Here is a 19767-nt window from a genome sequence, read left to right on the forward strand (position 1 = left end):
CTGCGCCGTCACGGAGAATCTGTATGGCTAGTTTTGCTCACACTGTCGGTGGCCTGATTTATCGCTTCGAAAGCCTCAAGGAGGTGATGGCCAAGGCCAGTCCGGCACGCTCAGGGGATTTCCTGGCTGGCGTCGCGGCACTTAACGATGGCGAGCGCGTTGCCGCGCAGATGGCCTTGGCTGATATCCCGCTCACTCATTTCCTACAAGAAGTGCTGATTCCTTATGAGGCCGATGAAGTCACCCGGCTTATCATCGACACTCACGACAAACAAGCCTTCGCTACGGTCAGCCACCTCACCGTCGGTGGGTTCCGCGACTGGCTGCTCAGCGACGCCGCCGATGAACAGAGCCTGCGCACCCTCGCCCCCGGCCTGACCCCGGAAATGGCCGCCGCCGTGTCAAAAATCATGCGTGTGCAGGATCTGGTGCTGGTGGCGCAGAAAATCCGCGTCGTCACCCAATTCCGCGGCACGATGGGCTTGCGCGGCCGGTTATCCACACGCCTGCAACCCAACCACCCGACCGACGAACCGGCCGGCATCGCCGCGAGCGTTTTGGACGGCCTGCTGTATGGCAATGGCGACGCGATGATCGGCATCAACCCGGCCACCGACAGCATCGCTTCGATCTGCGCCATGCTGGAAATGCTCGACGCAATCATTCAGCGCTACGAAATTCCTACACAGGCCTGCGTTTTGACCCACGTCACCACGTCTATCGAAGCGGTGAATCGCGGTGTCCCGCTGGACCTGGTGTTTCAATCGATCGCCGGCACCGAAGCGGCCAACGCCAGTTTCGGCATCAACCTGAACGTGCTGCAAGAAGGCTACGACGCCGGTTTGAGCCTGAATCGCGGCACGCTGGGCCAAAATCTGATGTATTTCGAGACCGGTCAGGGCAGCGCCCTGTCAGCCAACGCCCACCACGGCATCGATCAACAGACCTGCGAAACCCGTGCCTACGCCGTGGCACGACATTTCAAACCGTTCCTGGTGAACACCGTCGTAGGATTCATCGGCCCGGAATACCTCTACAACGGTAAACAGATCATCCGCGCCGGCCTCGAAGATCACTTCTGCGGCAAGTTGCTGGGCGTACCGATGGGTTGCGATATCTGTTACACCAACCACGCCGAAGCCGACCAGGACGATATGGACACCCTGCTGACCCTGCTGGGCGTAGCCGGGATCAATTTCATCATGGGCATCCCCGGCTCCGATGACATCATGCTCAACTACCAGACCACCTCGTTCCACGACGCCCTCTACGCCCGCCAGACGCTGGGCCTGAAACCGGCGCCGGAATTCGAACAATGGCTGGCAAAAATGGGCATCTTCACCCAGACGGATGGCAAGATTCACTTCGGCGACAGCCTGCCGCCGGCTTTCCGCCAAGCGATGGCGCAACTGGGATGAGCGTTGAAATGGATAAATCACCCGTTGATCCACAGAACCCGTTGCTGGAACTGCGTCGCCTAACCCCGGCGCGGATTGCCTTGGGTAGAACTGGCACCAGCATGCCAACCAGCGCACAGCTGGATTTCCAGTACGCCCACGCTCAAGCGCGGGATGCGGTGCACTTGCCGTTCGACCCTGCGGGGCTGAGCTCGCAACTGGCCGAGTGCGGGCACGAGAGTGTGCTGCTGCATAGCGCGGCCGCGGATCGAAACAGTTATCTGCAGCGCCCCGATTTAGGACGCAAGTTGAGTGACGAGTCGGCGCAAACGCTGCGCGATTATGCGTTGGCCCATCCTGACGGGGTGGATCTGGCGATCGTCGTCGCCGATGGTTTGTCGGCGCTGGCCGTTCATCGCCATACCCTGCCGTTTCTGGCGCGGATGGCAGAACAGGTTTCAGCCGAGGGTTGGTCTCTGTCTCCGGTGATTCTGGTGGAACAGGGCCGGGTCGCGGTGGCCGACGAGATCGGCGAATTGCTGGGTGCAAAAATGGTGGTGATCCTGATCGGCGAACGCCCTGGCCTGAGTTCCCCGGACAGCCTGGGGTTGTATTTCACCTACAATCCCAGGATCGGGCTGACGGATGCCTATCGCAACTGCATCTCCAATGTCCGCCTCGAAGGCTTGAGTTATGGCATGGCGGCACACCGGTTGCTGTATTTGATGCGCGAGGCCTGCCGGCGGCGGTTGTCAGGGGTCAATCTGAAGGACGAAGCCCAGATTCAGACATTGGAGTCGGACGCAGGAGCGGACATGAAAGGTAATTTCCTACTGAGTCCGCCCTAAACCTGAACCGTTTCCGCATTGCGTTTCTGATCCAGTTTCAGGCAGGATCGACGCACGGCTGCCCGAGTGAGAACCGTTCGCCGTCAGAGTACGTGAAGACAGCCACTTGAAGACGAGACCTACCATGCGGATTATTCAAGCGACCCTCGAACACCTGGACCTGCTGACCCCGTTGTTCGTCAAATATCGCGAGTTTTATGGCTCCATGGCCTATCCGGACTCGTCCCGGGCGTTCCTCGAGAAACGCCTGCGTCGCAAGGAGTCGGTGATCTACCTGGCCCTGGCCGATGACGATAGCAACAAACTGATGGGTTTCTGTCAGTTGTATCCAAGCTTTTCGTCCCTTTCGCTTAAGCGCGTTTGGATCCTCAACGACATCTACGTCGCCGAAGAGGCCCGCCGACAGTTGGTGGCTGACAACCTCATCCGCACCGCGAAGAAAATGGCCAAGGAAACCAATGCCGTGCGGATGCGCGTTTCCACCAGTAGCAATAACGAAGTCGCGCAGAAAACTTACGAATCCATCGGGTTCAAGGAAGACACCGAGTTCAAGAACTACGTGTTGCCGATCAGCGACGCGCTGTAACTGAAAAGATCGCAGCCGCTATGGGTATGTCCTGAGGCTGCGATTTTTCTCCTCACTGCTCCGAAATCCCCCGCTACAAACTCAACGCGCTTTTCACCTCTCAGCCCGTATAATGCGGACCTTTCCGGCTTGTAAGAAAAACTACACCCGTCTGTAGCCTTTCGCGAAGTCATCCGCACAAGCCTGCCGAGTCGGGCCGTCACCACAGGTGCTCTCCATGGATTTCAACCCGCTCGACCTTATCCTGCACCTCGATGTTTACCTCGATTTGCTGGTAAACAACTACGGGCCATGGATTTACGCCATTCTGTTCCTGGTGATCTTCTGCGAAACCGGTTTGGTGGTGATGCCGTTCCTGCCGGGCGATTCCCTGTTGTTCATCGCTGGCGCAGTAGCGGCAGGTGGTGGCATGGACCCGGTGTTGCTGGGCGGCCTGCTGATGCTGGCGGCGATTCTCGGCGACAGCACCAACTACGTCATCGGACGTACGGCCGGCGAAAAACTGTTCAGCAATCCGAACTCAAAAATCTTCCGTCGCGACTATCTGCAGCAAACCCACGACTTTTACGACAAGCACGGCGGCAAAACTGTGACCCTGGCGCGCTTTCTGCCAATCATCCGCACCTTTGCACCGTTCGTTGCCGGCGTGGCCAAAATGCCTTACCTGCGTTTCTTGGGTTTCAGCGTCCTCGGCACCCTCCTGTGGGTCGGTGGCCTGGTGACACTCGGTTATTTCTTCGGCAACGTACCGTTCATCAAGCAAAACCTGTCGCTACTGGTCGTGGGCATCATCTTGCTGTCGCTGGTTCCGATGATCATCGGCATCGTCCGCAGCCGCTTCGGCAACACCGCGTCCAAACCCCAATCGCGCTGATTCCGCATGTGGTCCCTTAGCGCCTGGCGTCGCCAGCGCATCCTGGCCAAGCATCCAATTGCCGACGACATGTGGCAGCGGGTGCGCCATCACTTGAGTTTTCTCGATGGCATCAGCGCCGCCGAAAACCAGTGGTTGCGCGAAGCCAGCGTGCTGTTCCTCGAAGACAAGCACCTGAGCGCCTTGCCCGGCGTCGAACTTCACCAAGAACAACGCCTGCTGCTGGCCGCCCAGGCGCAATTGCCATTGCTCCATCTGGGCGATCTGAACTGGTATCAGGGCTTCCACGAAATCGTTCTCTATCCCGACGACTTCCTCAGCCCCCAGCGCCATCGCGATGCCAGTGGTGTCGAACACGAATGGGATGGCGAACACAGCGGCGAAGCCTGGCAGCAAGGCCCGATCATCCTCGCCTGGCCTGGCGTGTTGGCCAGCGGTGGCTGGGAAGGCTACAACCTGGTGATCCACGAACTCGCGCACAAACTCGACATGCTCAACGGCGACGCCAACGGCCTGCCACCGCTGCACGCCGACATGCGGGTCAGCGACTGGGCCAAGATCATGCAAGCGGCCTACGACGACCTCGATCGGCAACTGGATTGCAATCCAGACGCCGAAACAGCCATCGACCCGTACGCGGCGGAAAACCCCGCCGAGTTCTTCGCGGTCACCAGCGAATACTTCTTCAGCGCCCCGGATTTGCTGCACGAGGCGTATCCTCAGGTCTATGAGCAGCTGAAACTGTTTTACCGTCAGGACCCGCTAACCCGGCTACGGCAACTTCTGGCCGAAGACCCGGTCTATCAGGCACGCGACTAGTGTCCTGTCTCACCGATACGTTGCTCTTTTGGCGAGTGGCCGTTGTGGCCAGGCAAGGCGCTGCGACGAGTCATAGCTGGCTATGGCGAAGAGCGGCAACGCAGCATGGTCGCAACGGACGCCGTCAAAAAGCGACAGTATCGGTGAGACAGGACACCCGGGTCTCTACGACCCTTGGATCGTGGCATCGGCGGCGGAATATGCCTATAATCGCCGCCACTTTTTGGTCAATCCGGCCAAGTGTTTTTGGTCAACTAACGGGGGCACCGCCCAATGAGCTACAGCAAGATTCCGGCTGGCAAAGACCTGCCGAACGACATCTACGTCGCGATCGAGATTCCGGCGAACCACGCGCCGATCAAATACGAAATCGACAAAGACAGCGATTGCCTGTTCGTTGACCGTTTCATGGCCACCCCGATGTTCTACCCGGCCAACTACGGTTTCATCCCGAACACCCTGGCTGACGATGGTGACCCCCTCGACGTGCTGGTTGTGACCCCTTACCCGGTTACTCCAGGTTCGGTCATCCGCGCCCGTCCGGTCGGCATCCTGCACATGACCGACGACGGCGGCGGCGATGCCAAAGTCATCGCAGTCCCACACGACAAGCTGTCCCAGCTGTACGTCGACGTGAAGGAATACACCGATCTGCCACCTTTGCTGCTGGAACAGATCAAGCACTTCTTCGAGAACTACAAAGACCTCGAAAAGGGCAAATGGGTGAAGATCGAAGGTTGGGGCGACGCAGAAGCCGCTCGTACCGAGATCATGAAGTCGGTTGCTGCCTATAAAGGCTGATCGCCGCCTCTCACGAACGGCTATAACGAAGAACCCCGGTTGATCCGGGGTTTTTTGCGTTTGAATATCCTATCCAACAGCACGTTTAACTGGCGGGCAAGCCGGTTTTTTCTTGTTTAATTTTTACAAAAGACGTCTTACATCAGGACTTAAATTTCAAGCCAGATTTGAACGTTTTGTTGAATCAAAGCCTTATGCCGCACGGCTAGACTCGTGTTTATGAAAAAGAACAAAACTTGCGGCCCACGATTCAGAATGCTCCTGAAAGAGCTCCAAATCACGACAACGAGATTTGCCGAATTCCTGGGCATTTCCGACCCTCAAACTGTCCATAACTGGTATACCCGCGGAGTTCCTGACTACCGTATGGAGGACGTCGCCAGAAGACTGTCCGTGAACACTGAATGGCTGAAATCCGGCGAAGGACCGCAAGACGCCAGGGAATTGCATCTGATCGACGCATCCGGCAACACCTTCAACGCCCAGTCAATCCGGGGCGCCTATCGGGTCATCGAGCCAGTCGATATCGAACTACCCTTTTACAAAGAAGCGGCCACTGCCCCCGGCTCCGACAAAACCCATGTCATCAAAGACCCCAGCGAATCGATCCGCCTGCCGCGCCGCGATCTTGACTCCCTGGAAATCAACCACGCCGATGCCATCTGCGCCCGCATGGTTGGCAACAGCATGGCCGAAAAAATTGAAGACGGCTCCATCGTCGCCATCGACCGCGGGCTCACGCAAATTGTCGACGGAGAGATTTACGCAATCGAGCACGACGGCATGTTGCGCATCAAATACCTGAGCCGGGTACCAGGCAACGCAATACGCATGCGCAGCCACAACAGCTCCGAATACCCGGATGAAGTCTTCAGACCTCCGCAAATCGAAGAACAAAACATAAGGGTTCTGGGATGGGTGTTCTGGTGGTCGACCCTGAATAAACGCAGGCCACCCATACCTTTTCTGTAAACACATAACCTTGTAGCAGCTGGCGAAGCCTGCGCTCGGCTCCTCCAGCTGCTACAAGTCACGGGATAGCTCTACCCCGCACACCACGCTGGGAATTCACCAAAAAAATCAGTATGCTGCGCCCCTCATTTGCGCATCGACCCGCCCCGCGGCGGAGAAGCGCACCGACAAGGCAGATGATTTTCTCGCCAAGTCCCACAGCCGGACGCAAGATCCGGGTGTACGTTTTGAAGGCTGGCGCGGTTTACCAAAAATGAACCAAGCCAGTCCCCGAGAAGCCGGCCACAAGCCGGCTTTTTAATTGTCCGAAATAATCCTATCTCATCCGAGAATCCTGCCAATAGCTTAGCTATTCCGGGGGCTTCAGGCGTTCCCCTGTCCGATGGCGTTCAACGCCTTTTGACCTCATCCGACTGGATTTTCCCCTACAAAACCGGACACTAACTCCCCGTTAAATTAATGCTGCCGCCAAGCGCCTGAACTCTCTCGGCGAGCGATAGTTCAAGGCGCTGTGCGGATGCTGCTCGTTGTAGTGCTCGAAGGCAATTGCCAGGTTGCGCACGCCGTTTCCCGATCCGGTTTGGGCATGTGCGCCACGTAATCACGCTCGATCGTCTTCACGAAACTCTCGGCCATGCCGCTGCTCTGCGGGCTGCGTACCGGGGTGGTCACCGGCTGCAAACCGATCTGTCGAGCAAACAGGCGCGTCTGTTCGGCGGTGTAGGCCGAGCCGTTATCGCTTAGCCATTGCATCAGTGTTGTGGGCAGTTGGTCGCCAAAGCGCTTTTCCACGCTTTCCAGCATCAAGTCGCGGATGTCATCGCCGCTGTACCCGGTTGGGCTCGCGACCCAGCCAATAGCTTCGCGATCACAGCAATCCAGGGCGAAGGTCACGCTCAGTTTCGCGTCGTCCTCGCAGCGGAACTCAAAGCCGTCCGAGCACCAACGCGTATCGCTGGTTTTCACCGCAATACGGCCTTCGTTCCGACGCGGCACGCCGGGCTGTTTGATTCTGCGTTCAAGCAGCAAGTTGTGATCACGCATGACCCGGTAAACCCGCTTTACATTGATTGACGGTAGCGACTGGGTTTCACGGGCGCGACGCAGCAATCCCCAGACCCGACGGTAGCCATAGCTGGGCAGCTCGCTGACCTGTTGCTGGATTTCAACCACCAGATCAGCGTCGTCCACAGGCCTGCTTCGCCGTACTTTGGGCGATACCGATTGTTTGATTCGAACCGTTAATTGCGAGCGCGCTACACCGAGACATTTGCTGACCAGCTTCACTGGTCGTCCCCCGGCAACAAGGGTGAGTGCGCAATCCATTTTCGCGACCGGGCGATCTCCACGGCCTCTTTGAGGATTTCTGCCTCCATCGTTTTCTTGCCCAGCATCCGTTGCAGCTCACGGATCTGCTTGAGCGCATCGCTCAGCTCGGAGGCAGGCACCACGGCTTCACCGGCACTGACCCGCCGACAAACTGCCGTCCTGGTAAAGCTTGCGCCACAGGAACAGTTGGTTGGCATTGATGCCGTTACGCCGAGTCACCACCGAAACGCTTTGTCCTGGCTCAAGGCTCTCGCGAACTATGGCCAGTTTTTGCTCTGGGCTCCAGCGGCGCCGCCGCTCCTGGCCCAAAAGCTCACCACTCTTGTCGTTGCTATTAGTCATAAACATAACCGTTTGCCTATCCCTTATCGTAAGGGGGAAACGGTGTCCTGTCTTTCATAGGGCTCGTTCATGTCGGGAGGACGTCTGTACACAGCTACAGTCGCATGAAGCCTGCGACGGCAAGGAATTACAGTCGTCCGGCGCTAGGTACAGCAGTACGCGGCTGAGCAGTCGGGGAAGGTCGGCTCGGTAAAACCACCGGCAGCTGGGCTACAGCTTATTCGGTAGCCGGAGCAGGAAAATCGCCAACTCAAGATTGATAAATTAAAAACATTAACCGGCAGTGTCTTATCGCGCCGAACATGAAGCGTCATGCTGAACATCAGAGCGGCGTCAGAGCTGCGAAGCATTCTCTTGCGGAAAGAGTGGATCAATGATGGATATCAACATCGTAGCCAAGGTTCAGGGTGGCATTATTTCGAATTTGGTTGGGAACGGAACGAAGAGAGTTATTAATATGTCCACCATATCTAGCCTTTGAGTTTGCTTGAGCAGCATTTAAACGGCCCATTGCACATCTACATTGGAGATAAATTCATGACGATTCTAAAGTCAAACGTCTTTGTCGCGAGCATAATCGTAGCTGCTTCTCTAGTCGGAAGCCCCGCAATAGCTCAATCGACAGCCGAGCGCACCTCCGTTGAAAAGATCGTCGCTGGATGGCCGGAACGGCCCAGACTCGGAGCTAACGAGATGATGGCGAAATACGGCCCGCCGCAGGAGGCGACGTCCGAACGGCTCGTTTGGCACAATGCCGGAGCTTTCAAGCGGATCGCTGTATTAAAGCTCGAGACGCCGCATGACTTTCCTCTGCCGCACGTCGATTTTCTCGAGCACACTGTAGCCTATAACGTGCCGCAGAATAAGGTAGGTGACCTGATCGAATTCGACGCGAGCAGCACGATCAATCGCACAGTCGGCGAGCTTTCGGCGCGCTGTGACCTAGAAGGGCACAACATCCTGACCTTGAACCTTGATCACGACATTATCATCGGCAAGAAGACCGTGGAACAGGCTCGCCAAGCGTTCGGCGAAATTGTTCAACAGGACGTGACAGGCAAGCACCCGGCCTACGTCGAAGCCCTGCAGTTCCAGCCGGTCAAAGCCTCCGCCGCCGCCTTTTCGGACAAGCCCGTTATCCCCGGTTCACCCGTGCGGTTTGCAGATGACGACGCTGATGCTAAAGCTCAAATTGCCGCCAACAAAGGCAAGGAGACTGATGCCGAGATCTTGGCTACCGTCATCGCTGTAGATATGAATGAAGTGCTCGCCGCTGCAGAAGCGCAGAAAAAAGAAATCAGCCAGCAAACCCTAGAATACGCAAAAATGCTTCATCAAGAACACGGCTTGAGCATGGGCAAAACCATGAAGCTCGGTCAGCAGATGGGCGTGACGCCGACCAACACCGCCACGGTGGAGAAACTGCAAGTGAAAGGCGCGGGCGAGCTTGCCGCGTTAGTTTCTCTCGAGGGATCGGCGTTTGAGCGTGGCTACCTGGAGGCAATGGTCAATGGACATACCGAAGTTTTAAGCATGATTGATGGCAAGCTTATCGAGACGGCAAAAAACGATGCTCTAAAAAAACACCTAACAGAAACGCGGACACATATCGCTGCTCACCTTGAGAAAGCCAAAGAACTTCAAGACAGTATGTAGTGATAACCGTGTTGCGGTGCTGCCGCAAACATCCAACAAGAGGCTCTACTGTACCTGTACTGCAGTGGTCAACTAATTCCGAAGTCCAGCATTAAGGGCGATGGTGTCCGCGTATTTTTAAGCGGACGCGATCGCCCTTAACGGCAGGATTTTCATGCTGGATTGCCTTCTGACTCTAGCTGCAATCACATAGCTCCACAGAATAGGGTGATTCGATTCGCTTAAGGTGAGCAGGCTTAGACTCAGGCGTTAGGGAGTTTAGCGACAACCTTGATCTCAACATCGAAACCGTACAGCCAAGTGACCCCTACCGCCGTTACTGTGGGAAAAGGCGCCTCGCCCCAATACTCCGGCACGACCTCCCATACCTGTTCGAAGATCTTCTGCGGCTCAACCATGAAGACGGTAACGTCTTGGACATCATCAAAGCTGCAACCGGCTGCAGCCAGCACCGCGTTGAGATTCTCGAAAGCGCGTCGAACTTGTGCCTTGAGTTCTGGCTCCGGTGACCCATCTTCACGGCTGCCCACTTGGCCGGAAACGAAGAGCAAGCCATTGGCGCGTACCGCAGCTGAATAACGGTTGCGCTCGTAAAGGGCGTGACGGCCGGCGGGGAATACAACATCTCGTTGGTTCATCAGAAAATTCCAATAGTGGGGAAGCGACATGAACACTTTACGGCGCTTGCTCGGGCCCGATAAACAGGCAATGCTGGCCATTACTGTTTGTAAATCCCAAACAATATGGAGCCCCCCATGGATCGTTTCGATGCCATGCAAGCCTTTGCTCGGGTGGTAGAAACCGGCAGCTTTACTCGGGCCGCCCGCACCTTGCACATGAGCAAAACCACAGTGAGCCAACTCGTCCAGCAACTGGAGGCGCGCTTGCGTGTGAAGCTGCTCAATCGCACCACACGCAAAGTGAAGGTGACCGCCGATGGCACCGTCTACTACGAGCGGGTGCAGTTCTTGTTGGCGGCATTAGATGATGCTGAAACCGCGCTATCCAGTGCCGCAGCTGCGCCGCGTGGGCGCCTGCGGGTGGATGTGCCCAGTCCGCTGGCCCGATTGCTACTGATTCCGGCGCTACCGGCATTCCATGAGCGCTACCCGGACATCCAGCTAGACCTGGGCGTGAGCGACCGTCATGTGAGCCTGATAGATGAGAGCGTTGATTGTGTGATTCGCGGCGGAGAGATCACCGACACCTCCCTGGTCGCGCGGCACATCGCCGATCTGCCGCTGGGAGTGTACGCAGCGCCCACGTACCTGGCCCTCTATGGCGTGCCAGAACATCCGCGCGAATTGCAGGAAGGCGAGCATCGTGTCGTGGGGTATCGATGGGCGCGAACAGGCAAAGCGCTCCCTTACACCTTGCGGCGTATGGGCGAGCAGTTGGAAGTACACGGCCGACATGTGCTGGCCGTGGACGATGGCAATGCCTATCTAGCAGCCGGACAGGCTGGCCTGGGGGTTCTATGGCTACCGCGATATATGGCTTTGCAACCAGTGGCGAGCGGCGAACTTGTGCCGCTGTTCGAGGACTGGGACATCGCGTCAATGCCGCTATATATGGCCTATGCACCGAACCGCCATGTCAGCCGAAAATTACGCGTGTTCATGGACTGGGTAGTGGAGTTGATGATCAAGCATGTGCCGGAAATTGCTCTGCCGACGCGCGCTGACACCCCATAGCCTTTTGACACCGTCGCGCCTGGTTGCAGACACTCCTGGACAACGTGGGACTAGACAGGTTTAGGGTGAAAATTTCGTTGGTGCATTGGGGGCCTGACGTAAAGGTCAATCGTGTTCGCTTAGAATACCGGCGCGCATAACCATGGGATCGGTGGCGAGCCAGATGGCGTCGACGCGGATCACTGGACAAACTCACGGATAAAACGGGGAAAATCAGTGCCTGCCGGGAAATCGCTCTATCGCTGCGGACCTTGCAACGGTGGACTGAAACGGACGATATCCAGACCGATGCCCCAACGACGGTCACACGGCCAACTCCGCGAAATGCGCTGAACGAGGCTGAGCGCCAGACCATTGTGACGCTGTGCAACAGTCCTGAGTACGCCCATCTACCACCGAGTCAGATCGTGCCGCGCCTGGCTGATCAAGAGCGTTATCTGGCGTCGGAGGCGACGTTTTATCGCGTCTTGCGTGCGGCGGGTCAACAGCAACATCGAGGCCGTAGTCAGCGCCCCAGGCGATACGCGGCACCGACGACGCATGCGGCCAAAGCGCCTAATCAGGTGTGGTCGTGGGACATGATCTGTACGATGGAGCCAAAGAGAAATCTCGGAACGCTGGTCGGGTCGAACGCGTAACTGGGAGCCGATCGGTACCGTGTTGTTGAACCCGGATCGAGAGCAACAGGTTGAGAAAAAGAGCGGCATAGTTGGCATAGTTAGACGGTTGGCGCGACAACTACCTTGAAAAACGCCGGCACTGCTGCGACAAATGCAAAAAAATATGGTGTCAGCACCGCTGTCACAATTACCCCCTCACGGATAGCTAAACCCCTTAACCAACGTCAACTCCCCCACAGCGCGCATCGGCACCAGGAACGTCTCCATCTTCTCGTTCGGCGTCCCCTCCTCCGTTATCACCGTCACCTGCGCCGTGGTCAGCGGCTGAACCGCATCCTCCTGCCCGTCCTCATCACTGCGATACCCGCCTCCGAAGTAGTTCACGTAAACGAGGTATTGGCCCTTGATCGGCGCTGGCATGGCAAAGATTTCCGGGCCATACCCGGTCGTCACGTCGACATCGAGCGCCGCACCATTGGGCACAACACGATCGCCGTACCAGATGTGTGCGCCGTCGGGGGTGATGAGGTGCAAATCCAGGTCCGTACCGTCGCTGTCCCAGGCCAGTAGCACTCGCAATTTGGCAGGTGTCGCGCCGCCGCTGGCGTTAAGGAACTGCGTGCGATGCCGTTGTTGACCATCGGGGCTGCGGACTTCAACGCTGTTGCTGCCATTGGGAAACGAGAACGGCCGATCAAAGCGGCCGGCAGGATCGATCTTCAGCGGCATGCTGACGCCGTTGACGATCAACCGGCCCGGCTCACTGGACTTGGACGTGGCTTTGATCTGCCCGGTGATGCGGGCGGTATTGGCTTGGCCCACCGGCGTGTTCACCGAGGAGGCCGGGTAGTTAACGGTCTGACGGAAGCTTTCGCCTTCGCCTTCAGGCGCGCCGATGCGCCAGCCGCCAACGGGGGTGTCGAGTTTGGCGGCGCCTTCAACGGCGGACGTCATCGGCAAGACGCAAAAAGCGCAGAGGAACAGGAAGACCTGTGGATAACGGAGTTTCATGGCCTATTCCAGCAAGAGGTGGCGGGCGAGCCCTTCGATGTAGGTTTCATCCTGGCCGTTGGGGTGTGCTTCGAAGGCCAGGTGCAGGTATTCGTGGGTCAGGTCGAGGCGGTCTTGCAACGACAGCACACCGCGCACGTAGATGCGCTGGCGTTCACGGTCGACGTAGGGGCGGCCGAAGGCGAGGCGGCAGACGGCGAAGGTGCTGACTTCGTTGTAGCCAACCTCGCTTTCCAACCGCGGACGCCAGCCGCGGCGTTGGTTCAGTAGCCAGTCTTGCGCGGCGGGGAGTGCTTCGCAGGAGGCGACGGGGTTGTCCCAGCGGCTGAGGCTGGCGCGCGGATAGGCGTGGCGCAGGATGGCGTCGTAACGTTGGCCGGCGTTGGCTTGTTCGACGGCTTGTTGCCAGGAGAGTTTGTCCGGGCCGGATTGGTCGGAGTGGTAAGTGACGGTGCTTCCGGCGAGGACCAGGTCGCTGGTCCAGGCGGCGATGTTGCGCGATTCGGCCGTGGCCGGGCGTGGGGCGACGCGCTGGCGGTTGCTGCTGTCGTCAATGCTCAGGCAGTCGCCGTTACGGGTGGCGTTTTGCAGCAGGTAAGTACGGATGGCGACGGCCAGGGCTTTGGCGGCTTCGGCGGGTTCGGGCTTGGCTTCGCGCTGGAGGACGCGAGCGACGTATTCTTCGCGGTCCAGGCGGGCGACGAGCTTGTCTTTGAGCAGAAAGAGTTCGCCGTCGCTGTGGATATCCAGTTGATTGCCGTTGGTGAATTCGACGCGGTAATCACCTTGCAAAGGCGCGGAAGCAACAACGCGATCCCCGGCCAGAACGCGCCCGATCGGATAACGGGAAAACAGACCGACCTCAACACAACGACCCGCCTCTGCTGGCCATGACGACGGCAGAACAGTCGCCAGCGCCTGACCATAATTGCGCAAGACCGTCTGACTGGTTCCTCGCCCGCCCGCCCAAACCGGCGTGCCATCCGCCAACCACCCAGCAAACCCACCCTGACGCGACGAAGGATCCTGATCCCCCAACCAACTCCAGGTTTTCACCCGCAACCGGCCGCCAAGTTCGCCCACAGCATTCCCGTCAGCCGCATTCAACACCACGTCCAGCAACACCCGCCGCGCCTGATCCTGCGCCGGCATCACGGCCAGCATTCGCAGCAACTCAGTCACCGGAACCCGGGTAGCAGGTTGCAACGACGGCAAATCCAGCAACCACTCCGGTGCCTGTCGCGCCTGCCAATACCTGCGCCAGTCAGCGCCAGCAATGCCCAACCGCTTTGGTTCAAAGTACAAACCACACGACTTCACCAACGCCTGATCGCGCTCAATCTTGCCGCCAGCCGTGCAGCAATAAACTTCGTCTTTCGACTGACCGCGACACTCGTAAGGCGATTCATGGGCGCCGGTATCCACCAGCCAGCCGTACACAAACAACTTCCACACGCTGCCCAAAGGCGTCTGCAAATCAGCAGGCAGCGGCTCGCGCGCGACCACCTGAGTTCGACTCAAAGAAAGCAACTCACCTTTAAAGGCCAGCCGCAACGGCTCGTCCTGCGCTGTCGCCAACGCAGGGATCATGCACAGCAGCCACCAGACCAAAGGTCGGGTCATGTCAGTTGACCGTGACCTGGCCGAGGGCCGGTTTCTGTTCCTGAGCCTGATGCTGTGGCGCGTAGACCTGAGTGAAACGCACCGGCGGCAAGTTGAACTGGCCCTTCTGCGAGAAGCGCACCAGATGACGCAGACGCAACTCGCCACTCAAGGCATCGACCGGAATGGCATAGGCCATTTGCCCCGGTTCAAAACGCGCCTTCTCCAGCGCAGTCGGCTCGGTGCCAGCCTTGCCCATGAGCTTGATGCCCCACGTGGTGCGCTCGACATCGGCACCCGGTGGCAGCGGCACTTCGAGCATGCCGTAGCGCAGCGGTTTGGCGGCTTTGCTGGTGATGATCACTTCGTCCAGATACAGGCTGTCGCTGGACAACGGTTTGTTGCCGACCGCTTCCAGTTTGAAGTTGAAGGCTTCGTCACCCGGCACCAGACGCGACAGGCGACGGGTGATGGTCACGGCCATCGGATCAACCGCCGGTTGCTTGGTCTGGTAACTCAGCGCGGCGCGCAACGGACGTTCCTGCGTCCCAGTCAGCGACAACACTGTCGGCACGGGCGAAGAACCCTGCCAAGTCCAATACATCTCGCCAGTATCACCGTGTCCTTTTTTCCAGCCTTCACCCGGTGCCAATGCGATGTTGGGCGAAGCCTGCTCGATACTGCGCTGCAACCAGGTCAGCGCCAACGCGCGCTCCAGGGTCGATTGCTGGGGTAGCAGACGTTGCAGCAGCGCTGCCGCGTGAGCCTGATCGAAGGCTTGCAGCGACAGGTTCAACGCTTCGGCAAACGGTTGAGAACTGACGGCCAACCGCTGCTGAGCATCTGTCAGTTGCTGATTGAAAGTGTCCGGCAGATTGACCTTCGATTGCTTCGCCAAAGAGGCAGTCAACGCACGAGCGGCAGCCAAACCGAGCGCTGAATCCGGATCGCTCATGACCATGCTGTCCTCACCGTCCTCCATCAGGTTCGCCGCATTACCCGCACCCGCTTTCGACAGGTCCTCCATCAACCCGCTGAGCAAGGTGTTCACCGGTAATTGCATCTGTTTGGCGAACGATAGAATCAGCGCTCTCTGCAGCAGCGGCGTGTTCTTGGCCTGTTTCGAATAAATCTCCAGCACCCGTTGCCAATGCTCCGGCGGCAGGCTCAACTCCAACGCTTTGCTGGCGTGCCAGTCGGCGTAGTAAGCGTAAGCAGTGAGGAACGCATCCGGCTCACCGTCCATGCCCCACCAGGTGAAGCTCGCCGAAGGCCCGGCCATTTGCACCAGGCGCAGACGGCTGTTTTGCATGATCAATCGCAAACGGTCACGAATCTGCGGATTCGACGCCAAGGTCGGATAAGCGATGCTTAACGGCAGCAAGCGGCTAGCGGTTTGTTCAACACCGCCGTACGGATAACTCAGCAAATCATCAAGGGCGGAGCGGAACAACGCTTGCGGACTGTCATCCAGACGCAGACGAATATCGCTGGCGTCCGTCGGCAGGGTCAGCGGCGTGTCGCCACTGGCCACGTCCAGGCTTTGGCTTTGCGTGACCTGCCAGCCTTCACCAGCGGCGGTCAGGCGCACGGCCAGCGCATCGGCGGTTTGGCCGTCTTGCACCAGCTCAGCTGTCCACTCGCCACTGGTCCACTCACCATTAGGGAATGCAAACGCCGGCAGCGCGATGTAGTTGATGCCGTTGTTCAGGGTTACGGGCACGCGCTGTTCGGTGCCAGCGTAATGAATCACCAGCTCAGCCTTGACCGGTTTTTCGGCCTGACTGAAAGCGAACACGCCCAGATCAGGTTTGTCGCCAGCGCGGAATTTGGTTGGCCCGCTCCACTTCAGGTACAGCGGTTTTTCCGAGCGAATAAACTGCTTCTTCTGCCCGACCTGACCGTCATCGGCAATGGCCCGGGCGGTGATGCGCCAGCGGGTCAGCGAGTCCGGCATCTTGAAGGTGAAACGGGTTTTGCCGTTGGCGTCGGTCACCAGTTCCGGCTGCCACGCCGCGGTATCGACGTCTTCACGACGCGGCCGCTCCAGCACTTTCACGCCCCGCTCGCTACGGTTGGCTTTGCCCGGGGCACCCGGGCTGCCCGGCAATGCCACGTCGTAGCTGATGAACGACAGACTGGCGCTGGTGCGCACGTTGTTGCGGCGCGGGTGGTAGAAAAACTGGTCGATGGTCGGCGCGACTTCCGGTTGCAGCGCGTAGACCATTTCGTCCACCACGCTGACCGTCAGGTGCGCCGGGATCGGCTTGCCAGCAAACTGGGTGGTCAAGTCAACCGACACGGTATCGCCCGGCTGATACGACTCTTTATCGGTGGCGATGACCACGTCGATCTGCGGCGCGATCACCTTGATGCCGGCGTTCTGGAAGCTGTACTGACCACCCTTGGTGTAAAGCACCGAGAAGGTCAGGTTCGGCGCGAAACTATCTTTCACCGGGATCCGCGCGCGGTATTGGGTCTCGCTGAGTTTTTCCATCTGCAGCCAGTCGCCGCCCTTGGACAGTAACGCTGTGGCCTCGACCTTGTCGCGCTCGAGCGACAGCAATGCATCGCTGATCGGCTCAGGGAAGGTGATCAATGCGAGGGCTTCGTCGCCGGCCTTGTACTCGGGTTTGTCGAGGACGATTTCCACAGTGCCGGGCACGGCTTTGACGCCATCACCCGTGACCGAATGACCCGTGGCGCCGACCACGCGGCCATGGTCATCCTTCAACGTCAGGTTGTAGGTGCCCGGACGGTCGAACGCCACGGTGAAGCCTTTATCGCTCGCAGCGAGTTTGCCTTCGCCAGTGGACTGGTCTTCAAGCCGCACCCAGCTGTAGCCGCTCGACGTCACCGCTTTGCTTGGCTCGCTGCCACCTTCGTTGGAGTAGCTGAACGCAACCTTGTCACCCACTGCGCTGAAGCGCTGCGGTGCGTTCAAGCGGAAGCTCGCAGCGCCACGATCGATCAGGATTTCCTTGGTGGTCTTGACCCGATACGCCGCACCATCGCTGGCGAACACAGTGAGCATGTAGCGACTCGGTTTCTCTGCGGCCGGCAGATCGAGCGTTGCGTTGCCCTTGGAGTCGGTGGTCAGTTCAGAGCTGGTCAACTCAACCGGGAATTGCCCGAGGTATTGCAGTTCGTTGTCGACCATCGACAGTTGTTGGGCGCGCAGGCTCAGGCTCAGCTTGGCGTTCGCCACCGGTTTTCCGTCCGGGTACAGCAGCACCAGGCTGCCTTTCACCGGCTCGCCGGTGCGGTAATCCTGCTTGGCCAGGTTCAGGGAAATTTCGAAGTGCGGCTTGATGTATTCGGCGACACGGAAGGCGCTGCTGTAGGCCTGATCCTTGTAGCTGAAACGCAGCTCATAACCGCCGGCCACGGCGTTGTCCGGTAACTGGAAACGGCCTTGAGTGCCAGCCTTGGAATCGAGCTTCAGCGCCAGCGATTGCAGCGCCGTGCCAGTGGCATCGAGCACGGTCACGTTGACGTCAGCTGCCGTCGGCAGCACCGAGTCGCGGGCATTCTTGAACTCGCGACCGACAATTTTCAGCGACACCCAATCCCCCGGCCGATACAGCGGCCGGTCGGTGAAGGCATAGAGTTTGGTGTCGTAGATTTCGCTGTCGTAATAGAAGTTTTCGGAGACAAACACCCCGCCCTCTTCGTCCTCGCCGATCACGAAAGAACGCTCCGGGCTGACGTGTTTCAGGCGCAGCAAACCATCGGCATCGGTCGCGCCACTGCTCATCACGCCCAGCCCATCGGTCCATAGAACGTTGACCTTTGGCACCGAACTGCCTTCGTGTTTGCGCGCAGCCCACACCAGCAATTCATCACCGGCAATCTTGCTCACGGCCACGGTATTGGAGACGAAGACCATGGTGGTCGCACGGTATTTACCAATCAGCGCTTCCACCAGGTACAGACCCGGCTTCAGATTGCCCAACGGGATGTACACGTTGCCCGGTGCAACGCTGACGAACTCGCTGGAAGAACCGGCCAGGTTAACGCCCTCAGGCGGCTGGATCGGTTTGGCTTGCCACAGCGGATAACGGAACTGACTGACTACCGGCAAGCCCGGAATCAGCGCGAATTGCGGCTGGGCGTCGTAGGGCGTTGGCGCGGCGATGGCGGCGCCCATCTTCAGTTCCGGCACTTCCTCGGTGACTTGTTTGCGCGATTCGTAGGAGAACGCCCGCTGCATCACCCGACGGGATTTGCGGTACCAGTTGTCCCACAAATACGCGAGCGTGTTCGACAGGCCTTCACCCTTGAACTGGCCGTCGCTGACGACTCGATGCAGGTTCTTCTGGCGCTTGAGAAAATCCAGCGGCTTGTCGATGCGGTACACGCGAATGTCGGCGCCGCCGTAAGGCTCCATGCGGAACCGGCGGTAGTCGCGACCCGGTGCTTCGAGGCGAACCATCGCCTGTTCGTCGCTGGCGAAACTGCTGTCAGCCAGCAGGAAAAAGCTTTCACCGGCTAACGGCGTGTAGCCGCTCGGCTCGACGGTGTCTTCGGCGTTGACTGCCGAAAAAGGCAGCACTAATACCAACAGCAGAGGCAAAAAACGCAGCATGCGGGCACCGATCATTGGGAGAGAAAGTTCAGTCGATAGACGCCGATGAAGTTGGGGTTGGCTGCGTCGGGTATCCATCGGGTGTCCTTCCATGTCATGAGTTGCTGCAGGCTTGCGGAGCGCATGCCGTTGTCAGTCGGGGTAGTGGTGCCGGTGTGATAGGCGATGTAGCGGCCCATCCAGATCATCAGGTGCTGGTCGTCGCCCTGATCGAAAAACATCAGGTCGCCGGGCCGGGCTTGCGCTAAATCGCGGCCGACCAAATGGCTGTTGAACTGAATCAGTTTGATTGCGTTGACGTACGGCCCGACCTTGCCGCCGCCCTGCTGCCATTGCTGGGCGAGACCGCGTTGGGCATCGCTCAGTTGCAGCTCCGGCGGCAGGTAGCGGTTGGACAGGCCATTGCTGCGCAGCCATTTGTCGTCATGAACTTTCAGTGCTTCATTGGCGGCGAATCGCACCAGACCCGCACAGTCCTGCTGATACCAGCGCGGGCTCGGGCCTTGGGTCAGTTGTTCCTGGGCGATGCGCACGAACCAGGCGCGGAATACCTGGGATTGCTGCACGTCCAGTGGCGGCGCCTCAGCGGCAAATGCCCGGGTGCCCAGCAACATCGCCAACAGGCCAA

The 19767-nt window shown here is 58.6% G+C and carries 14 protein-coding genes and 2 pseudogenes; 10 read left to right on the plus strand and 6 right to left on the minus strand.

The features are described 5' to 3' along the window. Positions 1–23: 23 nt before the first annotated feature. From ACYZTR_RS24945 to ACYZTR_RS24975, 7 genes are all read left to right on the plus strand, one after another. Positions 24–1418 carry an ethanolamine ammonia-lyase subunit EutB gene (locus ACYZTR_RS24945; protein WP_461974697.1) on the plus strand — a complete coding sequence of 465 codons (1395 nt, stop codon included), beginning with the start codon at positions 24–26 and terminating at the stop codon, positions 1416–1418. An 8-nt stretch (positions 1419–1426) separates the two neighbouring features. Then, entirely contained in the window at positions 1427–2245 is an 819-nt protein-coding gene (gene eutC, locus ACYZTR_RS24950; protein ID WP_461974699.1) for an ethanolamine ammonia-lyase subunit EutC, read from the plus strand. A gap of 124 nt (positions 2246–2369) precedes the next feature. Next, a complete protein-coding gene (locus ACYZTR_RS24955) occupies positions 2370–2831 on the plus strand; it encodes a GNAT family N-acetyltransferase (protein ID WP_461974701.1) in 462 nt (153 codons plus the stop codon). A 217-nt stretch (positions 2832–3048) separates the two neighbouring features. Then, positions 3049–3705, plus strand: a complete 657-nt coding sequence (locus ACYZTR_RS24960; protein WP_461974703.1) for a DedA family protein — start codon at positions 3049–3051, stop codon at positions 3703–3705. Positions 3706–3711: 6 nt separating this feature from the next. After that, positions 3712–4524: a M90 family metallopeptidase gene (locus tag ACYZTR_RS24965; protein WP_461974705.1), complete on the plus strand. Its 813-nt coding sequence runs from the start codon at positions 3712–3714 to the stop codon at positions 4522–4524. A gap of 273 nt (positions 4525–4797) precedes the next feature. Continuing rightward, complete coding sequence (gene ppa / locus ACYZTR_RS24970) at positions 4798–5325, plus strand: inorganic diphosphatase (RefSeq protein ID WP_282379152.1); 528 nt, start codon at positions 4798–4800, stop codon at positions 5323–5325. 219 nt (positions 5326–5544) lie between these two features. Continuing rightward, on the plus strand, positions 5545–6297 hold the full coding sequence (locus ACYZTR_RS24975) for a S24 family peptidase (protein WP_461974707.1): 753 nt from the start codon (positions 5545–5547) through the stop codon (positions 6295–6297). Between the two features lie 451 nt (positions 6298–6748). On the opposite strand, the pseudogene ACYZTR_RS24980 reads toward ACYZTR_RS24975, so the two are convergent. Further along, positions 6749–7968: pseudogene (locus ACYZTR_RS24980) on the minus strand (IS3 family transposase). 537 nt (positions 7969–8505) lie between these two features. Here ACYZTR_RS24980 and ACYZTR_RS24985 point away from each other — a divergent pair. Next, on the plus strand, positions 8506–9624 hold the full coding sequence (locus ACYZTR_RS24985) for a DUF4142 domain-containing protein (protein WP_461974709.1): 1119 nt from the start codon (positions 8506–8508) through the stop codon (positions 9622–9624). Between the two features lie 242 nt (positions 9625–9866). On the opposite strand, the gene ACYZTR_RS24990 is transcribed toward ACYZTR_RS24985, so the two are convergent. Next, entirely contained in the window at positions 9867–10262 is a 396-nt protein-coding gene (locus tag ACYZTR_RS24990) for a RidA family protein (RefSeq protein ID WP_461979883.1), read from the minus strand. 117 nt (positions 10263–10379) lie between these two features. On the opposite strand from ACYZTR_RS24990, the gene ACYZTR_RS24995 reads away from it, so the two are divergent. Both ACYZTR_RS24995 and ACYZTR_RS25000 read left to right on the plus strand, forming a co-directional pair. Beyond that, entirely contained in the window at positions 10380–11318 is a 939-nt protein-coding gene (locus tag ACYZTR_RS24995; RefSeq protein WP_461974711.1) for a LysR family transcriptional regulator, read from the plus strand. Positions 11319–11527: 209 nt separating this feature from the next. Then, a pseudogene (locus ACYZTR_RS25000) lies at positions 11528–11923 on the plus strand (IS3 family transposase); the annotation flags it as partial. Between the two features lie 210 nt (positions 11924–12133). Here the strand turns inward: ACYZTR_RS25000 and ACYZTR_RS25005 are convergent. The 4 genes from ACYZTR_RS25005 to ACYZTR_RS25020 are packed head-to-tail and all read right to left on the minus strand — an operon-like array spanning position 12134 to position 19753. Continuing rightward, positions 12134–12949, minus strand: a complete 816-nt coding sequence (locus ACYZTR_RS25005; protein WP_461974713.1) for a YfaP family protein — start codon at positions 12947–12949, stop codon at positions 12134–12136. Positions 12950–12952: 3 nt separating this feature from the next. Next, positions 12953–14572, minus strand: coding sequence for a DUF2300 domain-containing protein (locus ACYZTR_RS25010; protein ID WP_461974715.1), 1620 nt, complete (start codon positions 14570–14572; stop codon positions 12953–12955). A gap of 1 nt (position 14573) precedes the next feature. After that, positions 14574–19154, minus strand: a complete 4581-nt coding sequence (locus ACYZTR_RS25015; protein WP_461979885.1) for an alpha-2-macroglobulin family protein — start codon at positions 19152–19154, stop codon at positions 14574–14576. Then, positions 19151–19753, minus strand: coding sequence for a DUF1175 domain-containing protein (locus ACYZTR_RS25020; protein ID WP_461979887.1), 603 nt, complete (start codon positions 19751–19753; stop codon positions 19151–19153). The genes ACYZTR_RS25015 and ACYZTR_RS25020 overlap by 4 nt, the downstream gene beginning before the upstream one ends. Positions 19754–19767: the final 14 nt, after the last annotated feature.

This window comes from Pseudomonas sp. Hz4 (assembly GCF_054898165.1).

What these genes read in the sequence shown, in the direction of transcription:
- ACYZTR_RS24960 (WP_461974703.1), top strand. Translation starts at nt 3,049, where the DNA reads ATGGATTTCAACCCGCTCGACCTTATCCTGCACCTCGATGTTTACCTC.
- ACYZTR_RS24995 (WP_461974711.1), top strand. Translation starts at nt 10,380, where the DNA reads ATGGATCGTTTCGATGCCATGCAAGCCTTTGCTCGGGTGGTAGAAACC.
- ACYZTR_RS24945 (WP_461974697.1), top strand. Translation starts at nt 24, where the DNA reads ATGGCTAGTTTTGCTCACACTGTCGGTGGCCTGATTTATCGCTTCGAA.
- ACYZTR_RS24965 (WP_461974705.1), top strand. Translation starts at nt 3,712, where the DNA reads ATGTGGTCCCTTAGCGCCTGGCGTCGCCAGCGCATCCTGGCCAAGCAT.
- ACYZTR_RS24990 (WP_461979883.1), bottom strand. Translation starts at nt 10,262, where the DNA reads ATGAACCAACGAGATGTTGTATTCCCCGCCGGCCGTCACGCCCTTTAC.
- ACYZTR_RS25005 (WP_461974713.1), bottom strand. Translation starts at nt 12,949, where the DNA reads ATGAAACTCCGTTATCCACAGGTCTTCCTGTTCCTCTGCGCTTTTTGC.
- ACYZTR_RS25015 (WP_461979885.1), bottom strand. Translation starts at nt 19,154, where the DNA reads ATGATCGGTGCCCGCATGCTGCGTTTTTTGCCTCTGCTGTTGGTATTA.
- ACYZTR_RS25010 (WP_461974715.1), bottom strand. Translation starts at nt 14,572, where the DNA reads ATGACCCGACCTTTGGTCTGGTGGCTGCTGTGCATGATCCCTGCGTTG.
- ACYZTR_RS24955 (WP_461974701.1), top strand. Translation starts at nt 2,370, where the DNA reads ATGCGGATTATTCAAGCGACCCTCGAACACCTGGACCTGCTGACCCCG.
- ACYZTR_RS24985 (WP_461974709.1), top strand. Translation starts at nt 8,506, where the DNA reads ATGACGATTCTAAAGTCAAACGTCTTTGTCGCGAGCATAATCGTAGCT.
- ACYZTR_RS25020 (WP_461979887.1), bottom strand. Translation starts at nt 19,753, where the DNA reads ATGTTGCTGGGCACCCGGGCATTTGCCGCTGAGGCGCCGCCACTGGAC.
- eutC (WP_461974699.1), top strand. Translation starts at nt 1,427, where the DNA reads ATGGATAAATCACCCGTTGATCCACAGAACCCGTTGCTGGAACTGCGT.
- ACYZTR_RS24975 (WP_461974707.1), top strand. Translation starts at nt 5,545, where the DNA reads ATGAAAAAGAACAAAACTTGCGGCCCACGATTCAGAATGCTCCTGAAA.
- ppa (WP_282379152.1), top strand. Translation starts at nt 4,798, where the DNA reads ATGAGCTACAGCAAGATTCCGGCTGGCAAAGACCTGCCGAACGACATC.